A 20,499-nucleotide genomic window follows, 5' to 3' on the forward strand; every position below is an offset into this window, starting at 1 on the left:
TCCTATTGATTAAAAAATAACATACTACTAACAAATCCGAAAAGAGCCCCAATAATCATCGCAATAACCATATCTCTTCCAAATTTTTGGCTTCTATCTATTGCCTTGGGATTGTTATACAATTCTGGCCGTTTACGATATATCATTTTGAAATATAATAGTAAAACAGCCAACATCACTGGAAAAATAATCCCCAAAAATAATATGCCACTAATGATTGCTTTTAACCACAAGCCCATGTCAAAATGATTGAAATAAAACAACATCAGATATATAGCCAAACTTGGAAAAAAAGCCCATAAAGACTGTAATAACATCCAGACTGTTTCATTTTTCAAACGTTCTTTATAAGTTTGTCTGTCAGTATAGTTAAAAACATGGTTACCAGTTGATTTAAATACAAAATAACGATTTCGATAATTTTCGACTAGCGACCAACCTGAATCTTTATAAAACTCAACATACTCATTAATATCTTCTTTTTTCCCACTATAAAAATCAATGACCCAAGTTGATTCTTCTTCTGCTGCTTTTTTAAATACATAAAATCCTAAAGGACTAATTTTTTTTAGTTGCCACCCCTTACTAGCTTCTTTCGAAAAATAAATACTTTCTTTTTCAGCGTAAAAAGCTAAACCTTTAGATAGTTTAATTTTCGTGTTTTTCCATATCATACACATCCACCCTATCTCCCATTAATAGAGAACGTCCCGCTTCATAAAACATACGTCGTCTGTCAACTTCTTTTATCAATTCTTCTTGTCCTTGAGAAGTTATCACATATATTTTTTTTCTATCTTTATCCTCTTTGAGACGAATATCTCCTTTTTTTTCTAATTTTTTTAAAATAGTATACATACTTGCTGGACCAATTGTTACACTATCATGTGTCATCTCACTGATACCCTTCATTATTGCATAGCCATGTCTTGGTTCTAATAAACTTAACAAGATTAAATACGTCGAGTCTGTCATAGATTCCATTTTTTCACTCTCCTTTAATCCATATCCAACTATATCATTATATAATATATCTTTAACTGATATATTATATAATGATATAGTTTTTGTCAATAAAAAAAGATGATTTCAAGTTTTTGCTTGAAATCATCTTTTTAATAATAATCGTTTAAATTAGTTAACTCTTACACCAAAATCTGGTGAATAATATGACATACTTGTCACTTTAACTGATTCTCCTGGTTGTGGAGCATGAATATATTGACCTCCACCAACATAGATACCTACATGGTACGTCGCACCTCTAGAACCCCAGAATACCAAATCTCCTGGTTGTAATTCACCTAACGAAATTTGTGTTCCAGCACTTTCTTGTGGGACAGTCCATCCACCAATTTCTTTTCCTGCCGCTTGACGGAATACATAAGATGTAAATCCTGAACAGTCAAATGAACTAGGTCCTTTTGCTCCCCAAACATATGGTTTTCCAATATGTTTGTATGCTTCAGATACAACAGCATTACCATTTGCAGCTGGTGTTGTAGAAGTTTGTGATGGCGCTGGTGTTGTCGCAACAGGCGTACTTGTCTCTGTTGTGTTTGTCTCTGTTGTATTTGTTTCTTCTACTTCTGGTTGTGTTTGAGCAGGTTTATTTTCATTAATATCGTTTGGTGTCACAACAGTCACTTGTTTATCGATTTTTCCAGAATTATCTGTTGTATTATTATTAGTTTCATTAGAAGTATTATCAGTATTATTACTATTAGCAGTATTATTACTGTCGCTATTAGTTTTAGCGGTGTCTACTTTTTCACTTTTGACAGTTTTAGTTTGTTCTTTCGCTGCTTGAGCTGCTGCTTCTACAGCTTTGCGTTGCTCTTCACGTTTTTCTTCTGCAGCTTTTTGTTCAGCTAAATACTGTTCTTTTTTATTTTCCTCTGTCGCTTTTTCAGCAGAAATTTGGCTAACAGTTGCTTGTTGTGCTAACTCCTGATCTTCTAATTCACCTTTTTTTGCTTCTAAAGTAACAGCTGTTTCCTGTACTTCTTTTGCTTTTTTTTCTGCAGATGCTTTTTTCGCTTCTACTGCTTCTTTATCTTCTTTTTGTTGTTTCATCATATCATTATTAGCACCTACTAGACGATTAGCCGCCATAACTTTTGTCAAAGCATCTGAAACAGAATCAGCGTTTAAAACTAAATCAATAACATTTGAGCTGTTTGATTCTACTTGAACCGATCTAGCTTGTTCTTTGATTGATGCATCACGTTTTGCAATACGTGCTTCTAAATCTTTTACTTCACTATTTAAACTAGAAATTTCTTTTGTTAATTCCACTTGTTTCGTTTGCAATGCTGATGCTTCTTCTTTAATTGATGAAATATTTTCTTTTATACTTGATAATTGCGTAGTTGCTTCTTCTTCTTTAGAGGCTAACTCCTTAATTTTTTTATTTTGTTCTTCTACTTTTGAGTCTGTGTTAGCTGCAGTAGCTAACGCTGGCGCACCCACTGTACTTAATAATATACTACTTAATAAAATCGTCGATAATACTTTCTTTTTCAAAGCTAGCCATCCTCCATTTTTTTCATTTCACATTTATTTTTATTTGATTAAATTTTTATTCATTTTTTTAAATTTACGTTAACTTTAACAATAACCAAATTCTAACATAGATACATGTCACTTTGATGATAGGAATGTTACAAAAACATTTCAAATAATCACTTTTTCTTGTAAACTCCATATACCTTTGATAGTGGTATAACTAACAGACATATATACAATACATTGATTAATAAAGATGGAGCTAGATTTCGCGTGAAAAAGTCTAAAAAGTTAGCATTAGTTAATTTGAAAATACTAAGTAAAACCGCTCTTCCTATGGACATAAGTGTGACAAACACAATAAAACTTAATATAAGTGTCAGAGTATTTGGTTCGACATATTCAAAAAGTCTATACATGAAAAAAACGAGGATGGGTAACAATATTAAATTAATTCCCAAAACGTTATAAAAATAAGAATCATATAATAATCCAATAACTGTTGCACAAATCATTAAATAAGTTTGATTTACTTTAAACGTCGAAAACATTAAAATTAGCAAAACTAAATGACTTGTAAATGTCATAGGAATAGATAACATCCCCATCATTGCACTGCTTACATGACCATCAACTAACATTGCAACAAACAATAAAACAGGTAAATAGTATGGATAGTATGATTTTTGTTCCATTACTCCACCCCTTGATTTCCAGCAAGACGTTTAATAACTGTTACGCTTGAAACGTCATACATATCAGCAACAGGAGTCACCAATACTTCTGCATTTAACCCTGTTTTATTTTTTTTCACTTCTTTGACTTCCCCAACAACTAACCCTTCTGGAGAATTGTTTCCTAAACCAGATGTTGAAACCAAATCTCCTTTTTTAATGTTATCCACACTCGTTAATTGGGAAACGATTAAAGTATGCGTCTTACTGTTATAACCTTCCATTAATCCATACGCAGATTTATCATCTTTCGTCTGAATCATTACAGGAAAATGATTAGTATTTTGATTTTGAGTGGTTAATAATTCTACCTTTGAACTACCAGATTCAGCAATAATCACTCGACCAATTAACCCTTTATCCCCCATTACTGCCATATTCACTTCTATACCATCTTTCGTTCCTTTATCAATAATCAACACATCTTGCCAACTGTCTGGTGAACGATTAATGACACTAGCATTAATCACATCGTAATCAGTTAATGTATCATTCAATTTTAATTGTTCTTTTAATTTTCTTGTCTCAGATTTTTGACTTGCTAACTCAGCTTCTAAAGAAGCACTTTTATCAATTTGTTTTTTTAATTCTTCATTTTCTGTATAGGTATTAAACAAATTATTAATACTCTTTACTCCGCTTTCAAGCATTCTAAAAGGAGCTTTCACGACATAGTCTACTTTTGCAATTACATTATTCGTTTGCGACTGACCTGGTAAACTTTTTTTATTATTATCTCGTTGCATCGCACTAAATGTCACTAATAAAATAATAACAATCACAACAGTGATCGCTATAATGATATTTCGACTCGAATTATTTTTTTTCACTATTTCACCCCGTAATATCTTATAATCTAAAAAACATACATCCTTGATTTTACCATTATTCTTCAATATAAACCACATAACTACCTATTTGTTTTCAAAATTTTAATAAACTAATTTACTATTGTCAGACTCTTTAGACTATAATAAGATTATCAACTCATCAGGAGGGTGTATTATGACAGTCAATGGTAATTATTGGCACCTTTCCGAACATTTAATTAACGTTGTATTACCTGTTATCTTATTTATAGTAGCTATCATTCTATTTATTTTATTTGATATTATCCCTTCAACTACAAATGCTAACAAAATTTATAAAATCATTGGACTAACTTTTCTTATTACTACTGTATGTATTTCCACTATTTTTTTAATAACAAAGGATTATCGTAAGCTCATTTCTTTTGAAACAAATGCTAATCGAAAAATAAAAATGGCTGTTTTACATTATCAAACACGACCTAATGATTCCTCAAATCGAGCCTCATTATACGATGTAGATAAAACATTAAATCTTCCATTTTATAAAAAAGAAGTCTCAATAGAACAAAATAGCATAAAATATCTTGGAAAAAACGACGTGTTTTATTATTTTACAGATGATAAGGACATCTACCAATCGGATATATCCCGTGACCTAATCCAGTTTAAACCTGTCAATCAAGTATCTATTTCCAAAGAATACGCTATTTTAACTGATGCCTCTTTTGCATCTGTTGGCTTCAAAGAAAAAATTGGACCAGGTATATCCTCTATTATGGTTCCTATATCTAAAGAAAATGTGCTCTATCAACCCAAAACAAAAACTTACGATTTATTAAAATAAAAGGTCGCCCCAACATTTGGGACGACCTTTTTTAACATGATTCTTTTAGTTACCTTCGTAAGAATCAATAATAATTTGTTTTAATTCACTAATTAATGGTTCTTTAGGGTTAGCAGTTGTACATTGATCTTCGTAAGCAAGTTCAGCCATACGATCAACTGTTTCATCCAATGTTTTTTTGCTTAATCCTTGTGCTGATAAGTTCATGTCGATTCCAACACGTTTTCCTAAATCATCAACAGCTTTAGCTAAAGATTCTACTAATTCTTCTGTTGTGTTACCTTTAAGTCCTAAGAAACGCGCGATGTCTGCATAATCCGTATCAGCTCTAAAGTAATCATATTTAGGGAACAATGCATGTTTTGAAGGATCTTTTGCATTGTAGCGAATAATATGTGGTAAAAGAATCGCATTAGTACGTCCATGAGGAATACCGTATTCTCCACCAATTTTATGAGCAATTGAGTGACAAATACCTAAGAATGCATTAGCAAACGCCATACCAGCCATTGTAGAAGCATTATGCATTTTTTCACGGTTTTCTAAGTTAGGATTTTTAACTGAGTCTTCTAAGTTTTCAAATACTAATTTAATAGCTTGTAAGCTTAAACCTCTCGTGTAATCACTTGCCATAACAGATACATATGACTCGATTGCATGTGTTAATACGTCCATACCAGTATCAGCTGTAACAGAAGCAGGAACACTCATAACAAATTGTGGGTCAATAATTGCCACATCTGGAGTTAATGCATAATCTGCTAATGGGTATTTCACGTGAGTTTCACTGTCAGTAATAACCGCAAATGGTGTTACTTCCGCACCAGTACCTGATGTTGTTGGAATAGCAACCATTTTAGCTTTTCTAGCTTCAGGAATTTTGTAAGCACGTTTACGAATATCTAAGAATTTTTGTTTAGCGCCAAAGAATTCTGTTTCTGGGTGTTCATAGAATAACCACATACCTTTAGCCGCATCAATAGCAGATCCACCACCAATAGCAATAATTGTATCAGGTTGGAATTTCATCATTTGTTCTGTACCAGCATAAACTGTATTTGTTGAAGGATTTGGTTCAACATCTGAGAACATTTCGAATTTCACTTTATTTTGACGTTTCATTAATTCATCAATCACTTTTTGAGCATACCCAAATTCAACCATACCTGGGTCACAAACGATGAATACACGTTCAACGTCTTTCATTTTTTGTAAATATTGAATTGAATTTAATTCAAAGTAGATTTTTTCAGGTAATTTAAACCATTGCATGTTATTTCTCCGTTTCGTTAAAGTTTTAGTGTTAATCAAATTAACTGCTGAAACGTTTTTAGATACTGAGTTTTTACCATAAGATCCACAACCTAAAGTTAATGATGGAATCATTTCATTGTAGATATCACCAATACCACCTTGAGCCGCTGGAGAGTTAATTAAAATACGACAAGCATTCATTCTTAAACCAAATTCCAATTGTAAATCTTCATCTTCAGAATGTAGAACAGCTGTATGTCCTTCACCATTAAGTTTTAACATTTTTTCACATAATTCTAAACCATGTTCAGTATTGTTAGCTTTAAACATTGCTAATACTGGAGATAATTTTTCACGTGATAATGGGTAATCTGGACCAGCATCTTCTAATTCAGCTACTAAAATTTTAGTTCCTTCTGGTACTTTAATTCCAGCATCTTTAGCAATAGATACTGCCGAGTGTCCAACAATTTTAGGGTTAACAGCAGTTTTTGTTTCATTCATTACTGCTTTTTCTAATTTTTCTAATTCGTTTGGTTTAACAAAGTATACTTGATGCGCTTCAAATTCTTTTTTCACTGCATCATAGATTTCTTTATCAACAATGACACCTTGTTCTGACGCACAAATCATCCCATTATCAAATGATTTAGATGTAATTAAGTCGTTTACCGCACGTTTAATTTTAGCTGTTTTTTCAACGTAAGCTGGTGTGTTACCAGGACCTACACCAAGAGCTGGTTTACCAGTAGAGTAAGCTGCTTTAACCATTCCAGAACCACCCGTTGCAAGAACAATTGCAACACCTTCATGGTTCATTAATGTATTTGTTGCTTCAATAGATGGCGTATCAATCCATTGAATACAATTTTCAGGAGCGCCAGCTTTAACTGCTGCATCTCTTACAACTTTTGCTGCTGCTGCAGATGATTTTTGTGCACTTGGATGGAAAGCAAAAATAATTGGGTTACGTGTTTTAATCGCAATCATTGATTTGAAAATGGTTGTTGATGTTGGGTTTGTTGTTGGTGTTACCCCACATACCACTCCGACTGGGTCAGCAATTTCAATGATTTGTTTTTGTTCATCTTCATTAATCACACCAACTGTTTTATCATTTTTAATGTTGTTCCAAATACTTTCAGAAGCAAACATGTTTTTGATTGCTTTATCTTCATAAATACCACGGCCAGTTTCTTCTACTGCTAATTTGGCTAAAGGCATATGTTCATTCAAGGCAGCCATAGCCATTTGGTGAACGATATGATCCACTTTTTCTTGATCAAAAGTTTTCATTTCTTTTAATGCTTCTTGAGCATTAGCGACTAAATGATCAATTGTTTCTGTTACTGATTGTTCTTTTACTTCAGCTTTTTTATTTTTATCTTTCAAAGTAATACCCTCCTGAATTAAATTCGTTATGTATTTCACAAATATAATATACAACACTTTTTTCACCTTGTAAATACTTTTATGTGATTTTTTTCACTTTATTTAAATGAATACGTTTTCTCTTAATAAAACCTTAAAATAAACATTTAAATCTGATTTCATTCTTTATTCGAGTGATATTTTTCTTAATAATTACGATATTGTGACTTACATCACTTTATGTTTTCATTTAAGCTCTATTTAAGTCTTATATCTTAGACTGTATGCATATCCATTTTAAAGAGGTTGATTACGATGGAATCAAAAAAAGAATTTAAACGAAAAGAACACAAATATCTGATTCCAGAAGATTGATATGAAACATTTATATCAGATTTACAACATTATATGTCTACTGATAAATATGATTTACATCCTAAATATTAATTAAGATGGGAATACTAGGAGTGCCTAGATAATAATTAAAAACGAATTAACTAATCAGTTTGTTTAAAACTGATTAGTTAATGTTTGTTTTTTTGTGTACTTAAGGTACAAAAGAAGTGTAAATAAAGGAGTGAGATGATGATTAATATTTTAGTAATAGAAGATAAAAAAGAGATTTCTCAACATATCCGAGATATTTTAGTAGAGTTAGGTAATGTCACTCAAGTCTATGATGGAGAGGAAGCTCTTTATGAGGTAGAATCAGGCGGGTATGACTTTGTTATTCTTGATTTGATGTTACCAAATATGGATGGGGTATCTATATTAAAAAAACTTAGAAACGATAAAAATAATATTCCTATTTTAATACTAACAGCCAAAGACAGTTTAGATAATAAACTGGAAGGATTTAAAGTCGATGCCGATGATTATTTGACCAAGCTATTTCACCGTGAATAATTACTAATGAGAAGTAAAGCTATCTTAAAACGAACCTTCGAATTATATGAAGACAATACCCTTAGTTATGGCGATTTGACCTGTCTTCTATTGCAACGAGAAGTCAAATACCAGGACAATATTCTACCCATTCAAGGAAAAAATATGATTTGCTTGTGTACTTGCTACAAAAAAAAGACATAATACTAACGAAAGAACAAATTTTTAATCGTATCTGGGACTATGACTCTGATACAGCATTATCTATAGTGGAAGTCTATATGGGTCATTTAAGAAAACATTTGAAAGAAACTAATCTAAACAAACAACTATCTACTATCCGAAACGTTGGTTACATCTTACAAAAAGAGGAAACGCTATGAAGTCACCTGCATCAAAAAAACAACGTTTAAGATTTTTCCTTATTAACTGTAGCGCTTTTGCCGTTATATTTTCTTTACTATCTTTTATCACTATTCAAGTCATCCAATACTCTGCTTATACAGAAACCGATTCTACTTTAGAAAGAATGGCTAGTGATCCCAGTCTATTAGACAGAGAAATCAGAATGTTAAATAAAGTTGGAAAAGACAGCCCTATTGGAACCCCAAAATTTAATTTTGATGGGCCCAATAATCAGTTTAATACAGTCGTTATTCTGTGGGATAAAAATGGAAAAATTTTAAATAACTCTTCGGTAGAAGATAGGTTAGAGAATTTAGAAGAACCTACACTAGATAAAAAAAATACCGGTATTATTTCTACTCTATCTTTGAAGAATAAAAATAATGACTCTAAATTTTCATTTCGTAGTGTTACCATCTCCCCAAGTGAAAATAACCTGAACATAGCCTATACTCAAGTACTAGTCAATGTTAATCAAATAGATGAAGCAGTTAAACAATCTCGTCTGATTATTTTAATTTGTATGTTTATTTTTTGGATTCTATCGTTAGTTATCAGCTACGGATTATCTAATTTTACGATGAAACCTATATTAAAATCATGAAAAAAAACAACAAGAGTTTGTTGAAAATGCCTCTCATGAATTACGAACTCCTTTGACAATTATTCGTTTAAATTTGGAAAAATTATTTACGCACCCAAATAATACAATAATTAATGAATCTGAAACTATTGCTCAAGCCCTGAATGAAGCACAGCGACTTACCAAACTGACAAGTGACTTACTTCTTTTAGCTAAGGGAGATTCTAATACTTTAATCCTTGATAAAGAAACAATCGATACCAATACATTTATCCATAAAGTATTGGATCCCTTTCAATTACTCGCTGAAGAACAAGAAAAACAATTAATATTTAAAGAAAATAAGTCATTTAACGCCGATATAGATGTAGTAAAACTCCATCAAGTATTGCTAATTTTATTAGATAATGCCTTTAAATACACAAAAACTGGGGATTCTATTACTGTCACTTCCTCTCTTACCAATAAAAAGCAATGGGAAGTTTCGATTAAAAATTTCGAACCTCACATTAATGAAGATAAATTAAATCATATTTTCACTAAATTTTACAGTGAAGATGATTCAAGAAACAAAGAAACTGGTGGAAATGGTTTGGGGTTATCCATTGCTAAGCAGATTGTTGAAGAACATGGAGGCAATATACAAGCAAAAAATCTTACCCCTGTTGGTGTATCATTCACCTTTCGATTGCCATTAATGCATGTAAAAAAACCAAAACACTAATCATGTTTTGGTTTTTATTTACACTGTTACTAGCTTATCATTAAATTTTGTTTTTACAAAAATGAGTAAAATAATGATGGCTAACCCTAGTGCTTGTATAGTTAGCATCAATGAAACATCATAGTGAAACATGCCAAAAATAGCTGATACTAATGTTGGGATGAATAACGCATTCATCACTAAATTGGTTGCTTCACGGTAAGTTTTGATACTAGATAAATCATTTTTTCTAGTTAAATAGATGAACAAACTGGTGCCAAAAATTAGAAACACGCTACTCACTAATACCAACATGCCAATTAAAAAGGTATAACCGATTGTTCGATAGAAAACAGTTTGTTCATTCCAATTCTCCTCAACAAAAGAAATAAATTCTTCCATTGACGCTATTCCATGTATCGTCAGATCTTCATCGTATGCTATTTTTATTGTTTTTTCCCCATCAACTAGCTCTAATCTATCTGAGAAGAAAACAACGTTATTTGTTAATGATGCTTGATCTGTTTTTTCAGGATTTATAACGATATTGCTACTTTTAATGTCACTTGATTTGCCCATTAATTTTCCATCAACAATAGAAATTTCTTTAAGTAACTCTTTGTTAGATGGCTCAGTTTTTAATTGCTGTACTAATTTTGGGTATAGCGCATCTAATTTAATAGAAGGGACATTTTTTGATTGGATTGAAATTGGAATCAACATCAATGACAGTAAAAAGAACACAATCACCATTTTTTGATACCAACGTAAAGAATCTCTACCTAAAAACATTTTTTTAGGACTAAACGACATTTTAAAATAGTTCATTGGAAATTTGTCTTCTATCATAAGTTAAATCATCCTTTCGTTCCACCTGATAGTAAACCTGACACAAAATTCTTTTGTAAAAAGAAGAATAAAATTGAAATTGGTAAAGCAATTAATATTGCTCCAGCTGAAAACAGTGCGATTTTTTGATCTCTTGAATTATTGATAAATGTTTGTAGACCCACAGCTACTGTAATACTTTCTGGGCTTCTTAGTAAAAATTTAGCTAACATAAAGTCACCAAATGGTCCCATAAATGCCCACAATGCTTGAACTGCAATCATTGGTTTCACAAGAGGTAAAATAATTTGCCAAAAGATTCTAAAATGGCCTGCTCCATCTAACTTAGCTGATTCATCCAAATCAATTGGTACAGTATCAAAATATCCTTTCATTAACCATGTGTTCATAGGGATTCCTCCACCGATGTAAATCAATGTTAAAAACCATGGTTGATCTAATGCGTTTAACAACAGTGCCATAACGTAGAAGGCTGTTAAAGCTGCCATAGTTGGTACCATCTGAATTACTAAAAAGAATTTCAAACTTTTCTTTCTTCCCACAAAACGATATCGACTGTATGTGTATCCTGCTAATGTTATAATCAGCACTTGAAAGAACATAGTGGAAGCTGCAATAATGAGTGTATTTTTATACCATGTACCATACATTGTTTCTGAAAATAATCTAGAGAAATTAGATAATGTCCAATCGCTAGAAAAATCTAATGTAAATGCCCCAACGTTCCCTTCTTTAAATGCCGTACTAGCTGTAATCAACAGAGGATATATAACAATAATTGACAATATTATTAAGAAAAGATAGGTAAAGAAATGACTTAAAAATCTAGCTCGCTTAACTGAATGATTTGTCTTCATTTTTACATTCCCTCCATATCAAAGGCTTTTGTTTTCTTAAATACGATAAGTGACACACTAATAACAATAAATGAAATGATCAGTGTAATCGCTGCAGCAACAGAATATTGTGGTGCATTTCCTGTTGTTAATTTATAAATCCAAGAAATTAGGATATCTGTTGAGCCAGCTCCCCCACCAACACTTCCTGGTCCTCCATTATTGAACAAATAAATCATAGAGAAATTATTAAAGTTACCAGTATATTGTGTGACAAAAATTGGAGCTGCCACAAATAAAATCATTGGTAATGTAATCGTTCTAAAACGTTGTAAAGCATTTGCGCCATCTATTTTGGCTGCTTCGTATAATTCACCAGGTATTGATTGTAGGATACCTGTTGTCATAACGTAAATATATGGGAATCCCAACCATCCTTGTATCATAATAATGGCTGTTTTTGTCCAAAATGGATCTGTTTTCCATGCTATAGGCGAAATATCAATCAATGGTAAATGATTTAATAATGGTAAAATTTGTGTGTTGATTGCCCCGATACTATCATTAAAAATATTTGAAAAACTCATAATGGTGATAAATGCTGGTACTGCCCATGGTAAAAGGAAAATGACACCAAACAGACGCTTTCCTTTTATAAATGGCTGATTACTAATTACTGCTGTCGCAACGCCTAAAACAATTTGTAACGTTGAGGCACAAATAGTCCAGATAAGTGTCCAAGCTAAAACAGAAACAAATGTTTCTCTGTAAGAACTCAAAAAGAAAATACTAAAAAAGTTTTTAAAACCAATCCAGTCAATTAAGCCCGCTGGTGGGATATGTTTAAAATCATAATTTGTAAATGCCATGAACAAGGTTACCAAAACTGGAAAAATAATCGAAATAGTCATCACGATATAAGCAGGTAACGTTAAAATGTATGGAAATCCCTCGTCAAACACATTTAGAATAATTGATTTTGCTGTTGTATTAACTTTTTCTCCTTTTTGCCAACGAGTGGCAATTGTTTTAGCATCCTTGATATTTAAAACATAAAATACAATAAATAGAAACGTTATAATTAATTGTAAGGTTCCTTCAATTAACATAAATAATGAATGATCTACTATGGGTTCAGTTCCTAATGTAATAAATCCTTGAAGTGCACTAAAACCAAAAAATATAAATTCGACAACAAACAACACAAAAATAATTAAGAATATAATACCTTTAAATACCTGTTTGTTATAACATTGGCCTAAACCAGGTATCAATGACAATAACATTGCTTTTTTTACTGTAGACTGCTTTTCTTCATCCTTCATGGCTCTCTCCCCTACCTTCATTAGTATAAATAAAACAGCAAAAGAATCTCTTTCGCTGTTTATATTAGTCATTGCCTATTCACTGTATTTTTGTGAAATATTATCATTAATAATTTTAACAGCCGCTTCAGCAGCTTCTTTAGGAGTCATTTCTCCAGATGCTGCATCAAACATTAAGTTTTCTCCTCCTGTCCAAACTTCAGCCATTTCAGGAATATTTGGCATTGGACTTGCAGATTCATACTGCTCAATTACAGCAGTTGTGATAGAGTCATTTTTTGTTTTAGCATATTCTCTTGCTTCATTGTTAGCTGGTACTTCTTTTGTCATATCATAAAATACTTTTTGATTATCTACATTCGTTAAGTAATCAACAAATTTTTGACTTAATTCTTTATTTTTTGAATAGTTACTTACTACCCAAGCTTTTCCTCCACCAAATGGTTCGTAATCTTTTCCATTAGGTAACTTGGCAATTTTTGCTGCACCATATTCTACATTTGATTCTGTATACCCTTGCGCTGCCCATGGCCCATTGATTACAACAGCTGTTTTCCCATTGATAAATTGGTTATCAATGAAATCTCCAGCGCTCTTAATATCCATCATTCCTTTGGGCCAAACATCTTGGTACCATTTAGTCGCATATTCGATTCCCTCAATAGAACCTTTACTTGCTAAACCAACATCTTCAGGATTTGTTCCATTGTCACCAAATACATATCCACCATATCCTGCTAATAAACCATATGCACTATAGAAATCTGTCCATTTTGCTAAAAACGCAACATTTTTTCCTTTTTCACCTTCGAACGCAAATTTATCATCTTTAGACATTTCTTCTAATTGTTCAAAAGTTGTTGGCGCTTCATCAATTAATGCTTTGTTGTAATACATAATCAACGTTTCAATAACGGCTGGTGACCCATAATATTTTCCATCAACTGTTACTTGTTGTTTATCTTTATCATTGTAATGACTATCTTCAGATAACTTAACTTCTGCAATATGTCCTTGTTGTCCTAATGGCCCTAAGCGATCATATGCTGACATCATAACATCAGGTGCTTTTCCAGCAGGACCATCTAAAGATAACGCATCTAACTGATCAAACATGTCTTTCTCAACTAATTTAATCTTAATATCATTCTCTTTTTCAAAGTTACCTTTAACTTTTTCTAGATACTTTATATACCCTTTATCTACTGAGACTGTCAGTGTGTCACTACTACTTTCCGCTTCCTTTTTACTTGTTTTACTCCCACCACATGCAGTTAAAGCCACTACTGCACTTAAAGTTAATAAGCCTAATCCGATTTTTTTCATCTTATTCATCTAAATTATCCCCCTATATTTCAACTAACTACATTCTTAGATTATGTTGTTACACAACTTATTGCAAACGCTTTTTTATTGTTATCGGTAACATTTTTTATACACGACAAACCCTTTAGGTTTAATAATGATTTTTTCTGAATTTAATATAATATTCTGACTAAATATCACATTTTCTTTATTATCTAAACCAATGTTTTCCGTCAAACTGTTATTAAAAATTGCAATCAGTTCTTGGTTATCTAATACTCGTTTGAAACCAACAATATTTTTCTCATTATCCAATAGATTAAAATCTAAGGAACCATAACTTATAATATGTTGCTCGTTATGTCTAAGTTGTATCAACTCTTTTATAAACTCATAAAATTCTTTATCTTGTTTGTCCTCTTCCCAAACCATACATCGACGGCAATCAGGGTCATTTTCTCCTTCCATCGCATACTCTGTTCCATAATAAATACATGGTGAGCCTTGTTGCAAAAACGTAAAAGCTAATGTCATTTTTGCTAAATCTTTATCGCCATTACATAATGTCAATACTCTTGTTGTATCATGTGAATCTAAACAATTAAACATTACTTGATTAATTTGATTTCGATATAACATCAATTGTTCGTACAATCCACTTGCTAACTTAGTTGAACTAATATCTTTTTTAACAAAATAATTTATAATTGTTTCCGTATAGGCATAATTCATTACAGCATGGAATTCATCACCGTTTAACCAACTTTGAGAAGAATGCCAAATCTCTCCTAGTATATAGAAATCTTCTTTTAAAGAAGTTGTTTCATGATAGAAAGCTTTCCAAAAATGATGATCTACCTCATTAGCAACATCTAATCGCCATGCATCTATGTCAAATTCTTCTATCCAATACTTAGCTATTTTTAATAGATACTCTCTTACTTCTGGATTAGCTGTATTTAATTTTGGCATGCGAGGTGTAAAAGCAAAAGTGTCATAAGCAATTGTTGTTGCTCCCTCAAAATTACCATTTTTTCCGAATTCTACCGGATAACGATTAATATGGAACCAATCTTTATATTTAGACTTTTCTCCATTTTCTACAACATCCAACCATTCTTTCGAATAATATCCTGTGTGATTAAACACAGCATCCAACATAATTTTTATTCCTTTTTCGTGTGCTTTTTCAACTAATTCTTTAAAAAGTTCTTTTGTACCAAATTGAGGGTCAATCTCAAAATAGTCGATTGTATCATATTTGTGATTTGAGCTTGCTTTAAAAATTGGACAGAAATAAATACCATTAATTCCTAGGTCTACTAAATGGTCCAAGCGATTAATCACACCTTGTAAGTCTCCTCCAAAAAAATCATCACGATCAGGATTTTTTGAGCCCCATTCCAAAACATTATCTGGATCATTTGTTGTATCACCATTATCAAATCGTTCAGGGAATATTTGATACCAAACAGTTTTCTTAACCCATTCTGGCGTCTTAACTCTATCTATATCATGAAAATACGGTAACCTAAAATAATTTTCCGCTTTCATACGTGCCTGCTCAGTCATTTCAAATAACCCTCTATCACCGTAAAATACACGCTCTTTATTATCAGTTAGCTCAAACGCATACTGTAACCGCTTAAAACCGGCTGTTTTTTCAATAAACCAATAATCATAATCTTCTGTTTGCGCCATTATTTGCATGTTTTCTGAATGGTTATACCATTTAGTTTCATGAATTAAATACGGGTCTCCACTAATAAGTTTTACATTAGATACATCGTTTCTTTTGGTTCTTAACCGAATATGCATAGTATCTTTATCATATAAATAAGCATACTCACTTTCAGGTCTGTGATATAAAGCTGCTTTTTCCATCTTATAATCTCTCCTATATGTTTTAAGTTTTATATACAACAAATTCATATGATGCTATCTGTTTTGCATTCTCCAAACTACCTAATAAAATCTTTGATGTACTTGGAATAACGATGTCGATATCGTTTATTTGTTTATCTGATAAATTAGCTATAACTATTGCTTCTTCACTTTTGTAAAATCTTTTATAAGCTATAATCTCAGGAGGTGTATCCAAAAAATTTACGTGTCCTTCTTGGAATAGCGGAGTCTTTTTTAATTCAAGTAACTGTCTGTAAAAATTTAATATACTATGATCATCTTTTTCTTGCTCCGACACGTTAAAACCGTCTTCTTGATTGACACTGTTCCACGGAGAAACTGATGAAAAATCAGCATATTCTGTTGAATCCCACTGCATACAACCTCGACTAACTTCTTTATGTTTTTCGGCTAAACTTCTTAATACTTCCTTTGGTTTATATCCTTGCGTTATCAGGAACTGATATTCTTCAACTATTTTTTTATCTTCAAAGAAGTCAATTGTTGGAATGTCCAAGTTTTTCATCCCTATTTCTTCCCCATAATAAATAATAGGTATCCCTTTTAATAAATACATCACCGTTGCAAACGACTTAGCACTTTCGTTCCTATAAAAACTAGTGTTACCAAATCGTGACAACACACGGGGCATATCGTGATTATTCCAATAAAGAGTAGGCTTTTGCTCATCCGATAATTCATTTTGCCATTTATAAATTGATTCTTTAAAAGAAATAAAATCTAAGGAAGTAGGCAAATGACTCTCTTTTTCGGAATGACTTGTTTCTCTAAAATGATCAAATGAAATAATGGTGCTACATAAGTTTTCCGAAATATAATCTTTACCTATAATCGGCGTTGCTGATGCAGCTTCACCTAAAATAAAAACATCTGGTTTTATTTTTTTTATTTCTCTAACAAAATGAGATAAATAGTGTTTAACCTTTGGTAAATTTGCATAGTATTCTTCGGCTATCACAGGTTCACAATTATTAGTTTCTTTTTGTTGATTAAAATCAGCTTTAGCTATATGAATAAACGCATCTAACCTAAAACCATCTATGCCTTTACTTATCCAATACTTAGCTATATCTAACATTGCTTTTTGAACTTCTAGGTTTTCCCAGTTTAAATCTGGCATTTCTTTATCAAAAAGATGAAAATAATATTGATGACTCAATTTATCCTTTTCCCATACTGATCCGCCAAAAAAAGAGGCCCAATTATTTGGCTCTTCACCATTGATACCTGCATCTTCCCATATATAATAATCCCGGTAAATATTATCTTTTCCTTTTAAAGCTTCTTGAAACCATGGGTGCTTTGATGATGTGTGATTTAATACCAAATCAAAAATTATTTTTATTTCTCGTTTATGAGCTTCTTCTATTAACATTTCTACATCATCGACATTTCCAAAAATATCATCAATCGCATAAAAATTAGAAATATCGTAACCGTTATCAATTTGTGGTGAAACAAAAATTGGGTTTATCCAAATTGTATTAACCCCAATACTTTTAATATAATCTAATGATGAAGTAATCCCTTTAATATCACCTATACCATCTCCATTAGTATCTTTAAAGCTCTTGGGATACACCTGATAAATAATTGCTTCCTGCCACCAATTTTTTTGCATGCTCTCCCTCCTTATCTAACATCAGTCTAGAAAATGTTACACTAACATACAAGCACAAAAATAGTGTTAGCGTTAACATTATTGATATAGTAACACTAGGATAAGGGTATTTAAAAATATATGATGAAAATTATACGAATACAGGTATAATTATAATTAAGAGAACCTTGTAAAGGAGTGTACGACGTTTATGGTAACTTTATCTGATGTTGCTCGAAAAGCAAATGTTTCAAACATGACAGTTTCAAGAGTCATAAATCACCCAGAAAAAGTAACAGACGAATTAAAAGAACTTGTCTTTCAAGCAATGAAAGACTTAAATTATAAACCAAATGCTGCAGCTAAAGCATTAGTTAATAATAGAACACAAGTCATTAAATTCTTCATACTAGAAGAGATTGATACCACAGAACCTTATTATATGAACCTATTAATGGGAATTTCAAAAACCTTAGACCAAAACCAATACTCTTTACAATTAATCACTCAAAATAGTTTTGATTTAGGACAAAGTGATGGCTATATCATAACAGGTATGAGAGAAAAGCACTCTGAGTGGATTGAACGGCTTGAAAAACCATTTGTTCTGTTTGGTGAAAACCGTTACGGGTATGATTATGTAGACACCGATAATTCTTTAGGAACGACTTATGCTACCGAATATGCAATAGATATGGGATATACCAATATTGTATACATTGGCATCGACGTTAAAGAATCCTTTGAGTATTCTCGTGAAGCAGGATATATCAACACCATGCAAAAATACAAAATGATACCAAAAATATATCGTTTCGATAATCGCTCACGATATACTTTTGACTTTATTACAAAAAATATTCACCGTTTCCCTAAAAAAACTGCCTTTATTTGCAGCTCGGATAGATTAGCTATTGGGATTGAAAGAGGAATACAAAATAAAGGAGAAAAATTACCTGATGACTATGGTATCATCGGTTTTGACGGAGTATTTTTAGATCAAATTGCTCATCCACAACTAACTACTATTAAGCAGCCTGTCATTGAGATGGGAATGGCTTGTGCGACAATGATTCTTAATAAAATCAAACAAGATGGAGCACCTCAAGGAAATGAACTTTTCAATCCAACTCTTGTTATTAAAGGTACGACCATGGAGAAACTATAATAAAAACATTCCATTAATTTTTCAATGGAATGTTTTTACTCTCTATGATATTAAAGTTCAGTAAAAAACCACACTAATTTTTCAAAAGAAATCAATTCTTCCTTGTCGTATAAATCAACATGATTCACTCCTTCTACCACAAACAATTCTTTTGGTTCATTTGTCAAACCATATGCTGTTTCACTAAAAGCACATAAATGTGCTTGGCTTCCTATTATACAAAAATTAGACGTGATGAAATAGATTTAATAATAAGATAATAAAGTAAAAGATATTTAAATATCATTCTATTACAATTAACTATGTTAAAAGACCAATAAATGGATTTAAACCCATTTACTCGTTTTTCATACTTTAGATTTTAGCCACTTCGAAAATTCTTTCAATCAGTGCTAAGACATTTCTTACTTCGTCATTTTTTACAATTGGTGTTGCATTATTAACAACGACATCATAGAAGTTTTGATAAAATCCATCATAATCAGCTTCAACTTCGATAATTGGTAACGTCGTTGTCGCATCTTCAGAAGGAGGCGACATTGTTTTAGTTAATCCTTGTCCTGCTTTAATTGGCACTAAATTGTGATGATCAATCACACCGGTTTGTTTCACTATTTTACCCGACAAATCCCAATCGTCAATGACAGCCGTTCCTTCAAGGCCTTTGACATACCAACGTGGTAATTTCACAAAATTAGTTGTGCCAACTTCAACTAATGCTTTGACACCATTCTCAAACGTGATGTATGCAATAAATCCATCATCCACTTCGTCACCCAAGATATAGCTTAAATCAGCGGACACCTCTTTTACTGGACTATCTACCATAAAAAGAAGCTGATCCAGTAAATGAACGCCCCAATCAAGCAACATGCCCCCACCATGTTTTTCTAAATGACGCCAATCTCCTGGAATGCCATTCGCTCCATGAACACGTGACTCAATTTGAAATAACTCACCAATCGGTTTCTTTTGATACATATCTTGAATGATTAAAAAGTCATTATCCCAGCGTCTGTTTTGGTGTACCATAAACACTTGACCCGTTTCTTTTGACACTTTAATTACATCATCTAATTCTTTGGTTGACATCATAGCTGGTTTCTCACAAATCACGTGTTTTCCACTTGTCATCGCTTGGATAGACAACTCTTTATGGACATCATTAGGTGTCGCAATCAATACTGCATCAATCGTATTATCTGATAATAACGCTTCTAATGATTCATAACTTGTTAGTCCTGCATTTTTTGCTGCGTCTAAACGTTCTTTTTTTATATCATACGCACCGACTACTTGTATCCCGTCTTCTTTTTTTATTAATTCCCGGTGATGGTAGCTTCCCATACCACCATACCCAATAATTCCTATATTAAGCATTTGACGACCTC

The 20,499-nt window shown here is 32.0% G+C and carries 17 protein-coding genes and 2 pseudogenes; 6 read left to right on the top strand and 13 right to left on the bottom strand.

The window, feature by feature from the left end:
* Nucleotides 1–2: 2 nt before the first annotated feature.
* The 5 genes from AC37UB_RS07070 to mreC form a co-directional block, all read right to left on the bottom strand.
* Entirely contained in the window at nt 3–674 is a 672-nt protein-coding gene (locus tag AC37UB_RS07070; protein ID WP_158559442.1) for a DUF2812 domain-containing protein, read from the bottom strand.
* Complete coding sequence (locus AC37UB_RS07075; RefSeq protein WP_117973286.1) at nt 649–984, bottom strand: PadR family transcriptional regulator; 336 nt, start codon at nt 982–984, stop codon at nt 649–651. Before AC37UB_RS07075 ends, AC37UB_RS07070 begins: the two co-directional genes overlap by 26 nt.
* A 150-nt stretch (nt 985–1,134) precedes the next feature.
* A complete protein-coding gene (locus tag AC37UB_RS07080; RefSeq protein WP_117973287.1) occupies nt 1,135–2,526 on the bottom strand; it encodes a C40 family peptidase in 1,392 nt (463 codons plus the stop codon).
* Nucleotides 2,527–2,684: 158 nt separating this feature from the next.
* Nucleotides 2,685–3,203: a rod shape-determining protein MreD gene (mreD, locus tag AC37UB_RS07085; protein WP_117973288.1), complete on the bottom strand. Its 519-nt coding sequence runs from the start codon at nt 3,201–3,203 to the stop codon at nt 2,685–2,687.
* Nucleotides 3,203–4,072 (bottom strand): rod shape-determining protein MreC, encoded by an 870-nt coding sequence (gene mreC / locus AC37UB_RS07090; protein ID WP_242093762.1) that lies wholly within the window; start codon nt 4,070–4,072, stop codon nt 3,203–3,205. The genes mreD and mreC overlap by 1 nt, the downstream gene beginning before the upstream one ends.
* A gap of 175 nt (nt 4,073–4,247) precedes the next feature.
* Between mreC and AC37UB_RS07095 the strand changes: the two genes are divergently transcribed.
* Nucleotides 4,248–4,898 (top strand): hypothetical protein, encoded by a 651-nt coding sequence (locus AC37UB_RS07095; protein ID WP_242093764.1) that lies wholly within the window; start codon nt 4,248–4,250, stop codon nt 4,896–4,898.
* Nucleotides 4,899–4,943: 45 nt separating this feature from the next.
* Here AC37UB_RS07095 and adhE read toward each other — a convergent pair whose 3' ends face one another.
* Nucleotides 4,944–7,544, bottom strand: a complete 2,601-nt coding sequence (gene adhE, locus AC37UB_RS07100; protein WP_117973291.1) for a bifunctional acetaldehyde-CoA/alcohol dehydrogenase — start codon at nt 7,542–7,544, stop codon at nt 4,944–4,946.
* A 564-nt stretch (nt 7,545–8,108) separates the two neighbouring features.
* Between adhE and AC37UB_RS07105 the strand changes: the two are divergent.
* From AC37UB_RS07105 to AC37UB_RS07120, 4 genes and pseudogenes are all read left to right on the top strand, one after another.
* Nucleotides 8,109–8,791 (top strand): annotated as a pseudogene (locus AC37UB_RS07105) (response regulator transcription factor).
* Nucleotides 8,788–9,417 carry a hypothetical protein gene (locus tag AC37UB_RS07110; RefSeq protein ID WP_490685519.1) on the top strand — a complete coding sequence of 210 codons (630 nt, stop codon included), beginning with the start codon at nt 8,788–8,790 and terminating at the stop codon, nt 9,415–9,417. Before AC37UB_RS07105 ends, AC37UB_RS07110 begins: the two are co-directional and overlap by 4 nt.
* 19 nt (nt 9,418–9,436) lie before the next feature.
* Nucleotides 9,437–9,610: pseudogene (locus AC37UB_RS07115) on the top strand (histidine kinase dimerization/phospho-acceptor domain-containing protein); the annotation flags it as partial.
* Between the two features lie 39 nt (nt 9,611–9,649).
* Complete coding sequence (locus tag AC37UB_RS07120) at nt 9,650–10,120, top strand: sensor histidine kinase (RefSeq protein WP_490685589.1); 471 nt, start codon at nt 9,650–9,652, stop codon at nt 10,118–10,120.
* Between the two features lie 18 nt (nt 10,121–10,138).
* Here the strand turns inward: AC37UB_RS07120 and AC37UB_RS07125 are convergent, their stop codons facing one another.
* From AC37UB_RS07125 to AC37UB_RS07150, 6 genes are all read right to left on the bottom strand, one after another.
* On the bottom strand, nt 10,139–10,948 hold the full coding sequence (locus AC37UB_RS07125) for a DUF1189 family protein (RefSeq protein WP_241699451.1): 810 nt from the start codon (nt 10,946–10,948) through the stop codon (nt 10,139–10,141).
* Between the two features lie 8 nt (nt 10,949–10,956).
* Nucleotides 10,957–11,805 (bottom strand): sugar ABC transporter permease, encoded by an 849-nt coding sequence (locus tag AC37UB_RS07130; protein WP_490685520.1) that lies wholly within the window; start codon nt 11,803–11,805, stop codon nt 10,957–10,959.
* 2 nt (nt 11,806–11,807) lie between these two features.
* Entirely contained in the window at nt 11,808–13,109 is a 1,302-nt protein-coding gene (locus AC37UB_RS07135) for a sugar ABC transporter permease (protein WP_117973294.1), read from the bottom strand.
* Between the two features lie 75 nt (nt 13,110–13,184).
* Nucleotides 13,185–14,444 (bottom strand): extracellular solute-binding protein, encoded by a 1,260-nt coding sequence (locus tag AC37UB_RS07140; protein ID WP_117973295.1) that lies wholly within the window; start codon nt 14,442–14,444, stop codon nt 13,185–13,187.
* An 81-nt stretch (nt 14,445–14,525) separates the two neighbouring features.
* A complete protein-coding gene (locus AC37UB_RS07145; protein ID WP_490685521.1) occupies nt 14,526–16,298 on the bottom strand; it encodes a glycoside hydrolase family 13 protein in 1,773 nt (590 codons plus the stop codon).
* A 22-nt stretch (nt 16,299–16,320) separates the two neighbouring features.
* The gene (locus AC37UB_RS07150) at nt 16,321–17,961 is read right to left on the bottom strand and encodes an alpha-glucosidase (RefSeq protein WP_490685522.1); all 1,641 of its coding nucleotides are present in this window, start codon (nt 17,959–17,961) and stop codon (nt 16,321–16,323) included.
* Between the two features lie 190 nt (nt 17,962–18,151).
* Here AC37UB_RS07150 and AC37UB_RS07155 point away from each other — a divergent pair, with 190 nt between their 5' ends.
* Nucleotides 18,152–19,108, top strand: a complete 957-nt coding sequence (locus tag AC37UB_RS07155) for a LacI family DNA-binding transcriptional regulator (protein WP_117973298.1) — start codon at nt 18,152–18,154, stop codon at nt 19,106–19,108.
* Nucleotides 19,109–19,462: 354 nt separating this feature from the next.
* On the opposite strand, the gene AC37UB_RS07160 is transcribed toward AC37UB_RS07155, so the two are convergent.
* Nucleotides 19,463–20,488 (bottom strand): Gfo/Idh/MocA family protein, encoded by a 1,026-nt coding sequence (locus AC37UB_RS07160; RefSeq protein ID WP_241699454.1) that lies wholly within the window; start codon nt 20,486–20,488, stop codon nt 19,463–19,465.
* Nucleotides 20,489–20,499: the final 11 nt, after the last annotated feature.

It is taken from the genome of Vagococcus changpingensis, from assembly GCF_058211775.1.

Coding starts and splice junctions, on each gene's coding strand:
- AC37UB_RS07070 (WP_158559442.1), bottom strand. CDS start 674: ATGATATGGAAAAACACGAAAATTAAACTATCTAAAGGTTTAGCTTTT.
- AC37UB_RS07075 (WP_117973286.1), bottom strand. CDS start 984: ATGGAATCTATGACAGACTCGACGTATTTAATCTTGTTAAGTTTATTA.
- mreD (WP_117973288.1), bottom strand. CDS start 3,203: ATGGAACAAAAATCATACTATCCATACTATTTACCTGTTTTATTGTTT.
- AC37UB_RS07095 (WP_242093764.1), top strand. CDS start 4,248: ATGACAGTCAATGGTAATTATTGGCACCTTTCCGAACATTTAATTAAC.
- AC37UB_RS07110 (WP_490685519.1), top strand. CDS start 8,788: ATGAAGTCACCTGCATCAAAAAAACAACGTTTAAGATTTTTCCTTATT.
- AC37UB_RS07125 (WP_241699451.1), bottom strand. CDS start 10,948: ATGATAGAAGACAAATTTCCAATGAACTATTTTAAAATGTCGTTTAGT.
- AC37UB_RS07130 (WP_490685520.1), bottom strand. CDS start 11,805: ATGAAGACAAATCATTCAGTTAAGCGAGCTAGATTTTTAAGTCATTTC.
- AC37UB_RS07135 (WP_117973294.1), bottom strand. CDS start 13,109: ATGAAGGATGAAGAAAAGCAGTCTACAGTAAAAAAAGCAATGTTATTG.
- AC37UB_RS07140 (WP_117973295.1), bottom strand. CDS start 14,444: ATGAATAAGATGAAAAAAATCGGATTAGGCTTATTAACTTTAAGTGCA.
- AC37UB_RS07145 (WP_490685521.1), bottom strand. CDS start 16,298: ATGGAAAAAGCAGCTTTATATCACAGACCTGAAAGTGAGTATGCTTAT.
- AC37UB_RS07150 (WP_490685522.1), bottom strand. CDS start 17,961: ATGCAAAAAAATTGGTGGCAGGAAGCAATTATTTATCAGGTGTATCCC.
- AC37UB_RS07155 (WP_117973298.1), top strand. CDS start 18,152: ATGGTAACTTTATCTGATGTTGCTCGAAAAGCAAATGTTTCAAACATG.
- AC37UB_RS07160 (WP_241699454.1), bottom strand. CDS start 20,488: ATGCTTAATATAGGAATTATTGGGTATGGTGGTATGGGAAGCTACCAT.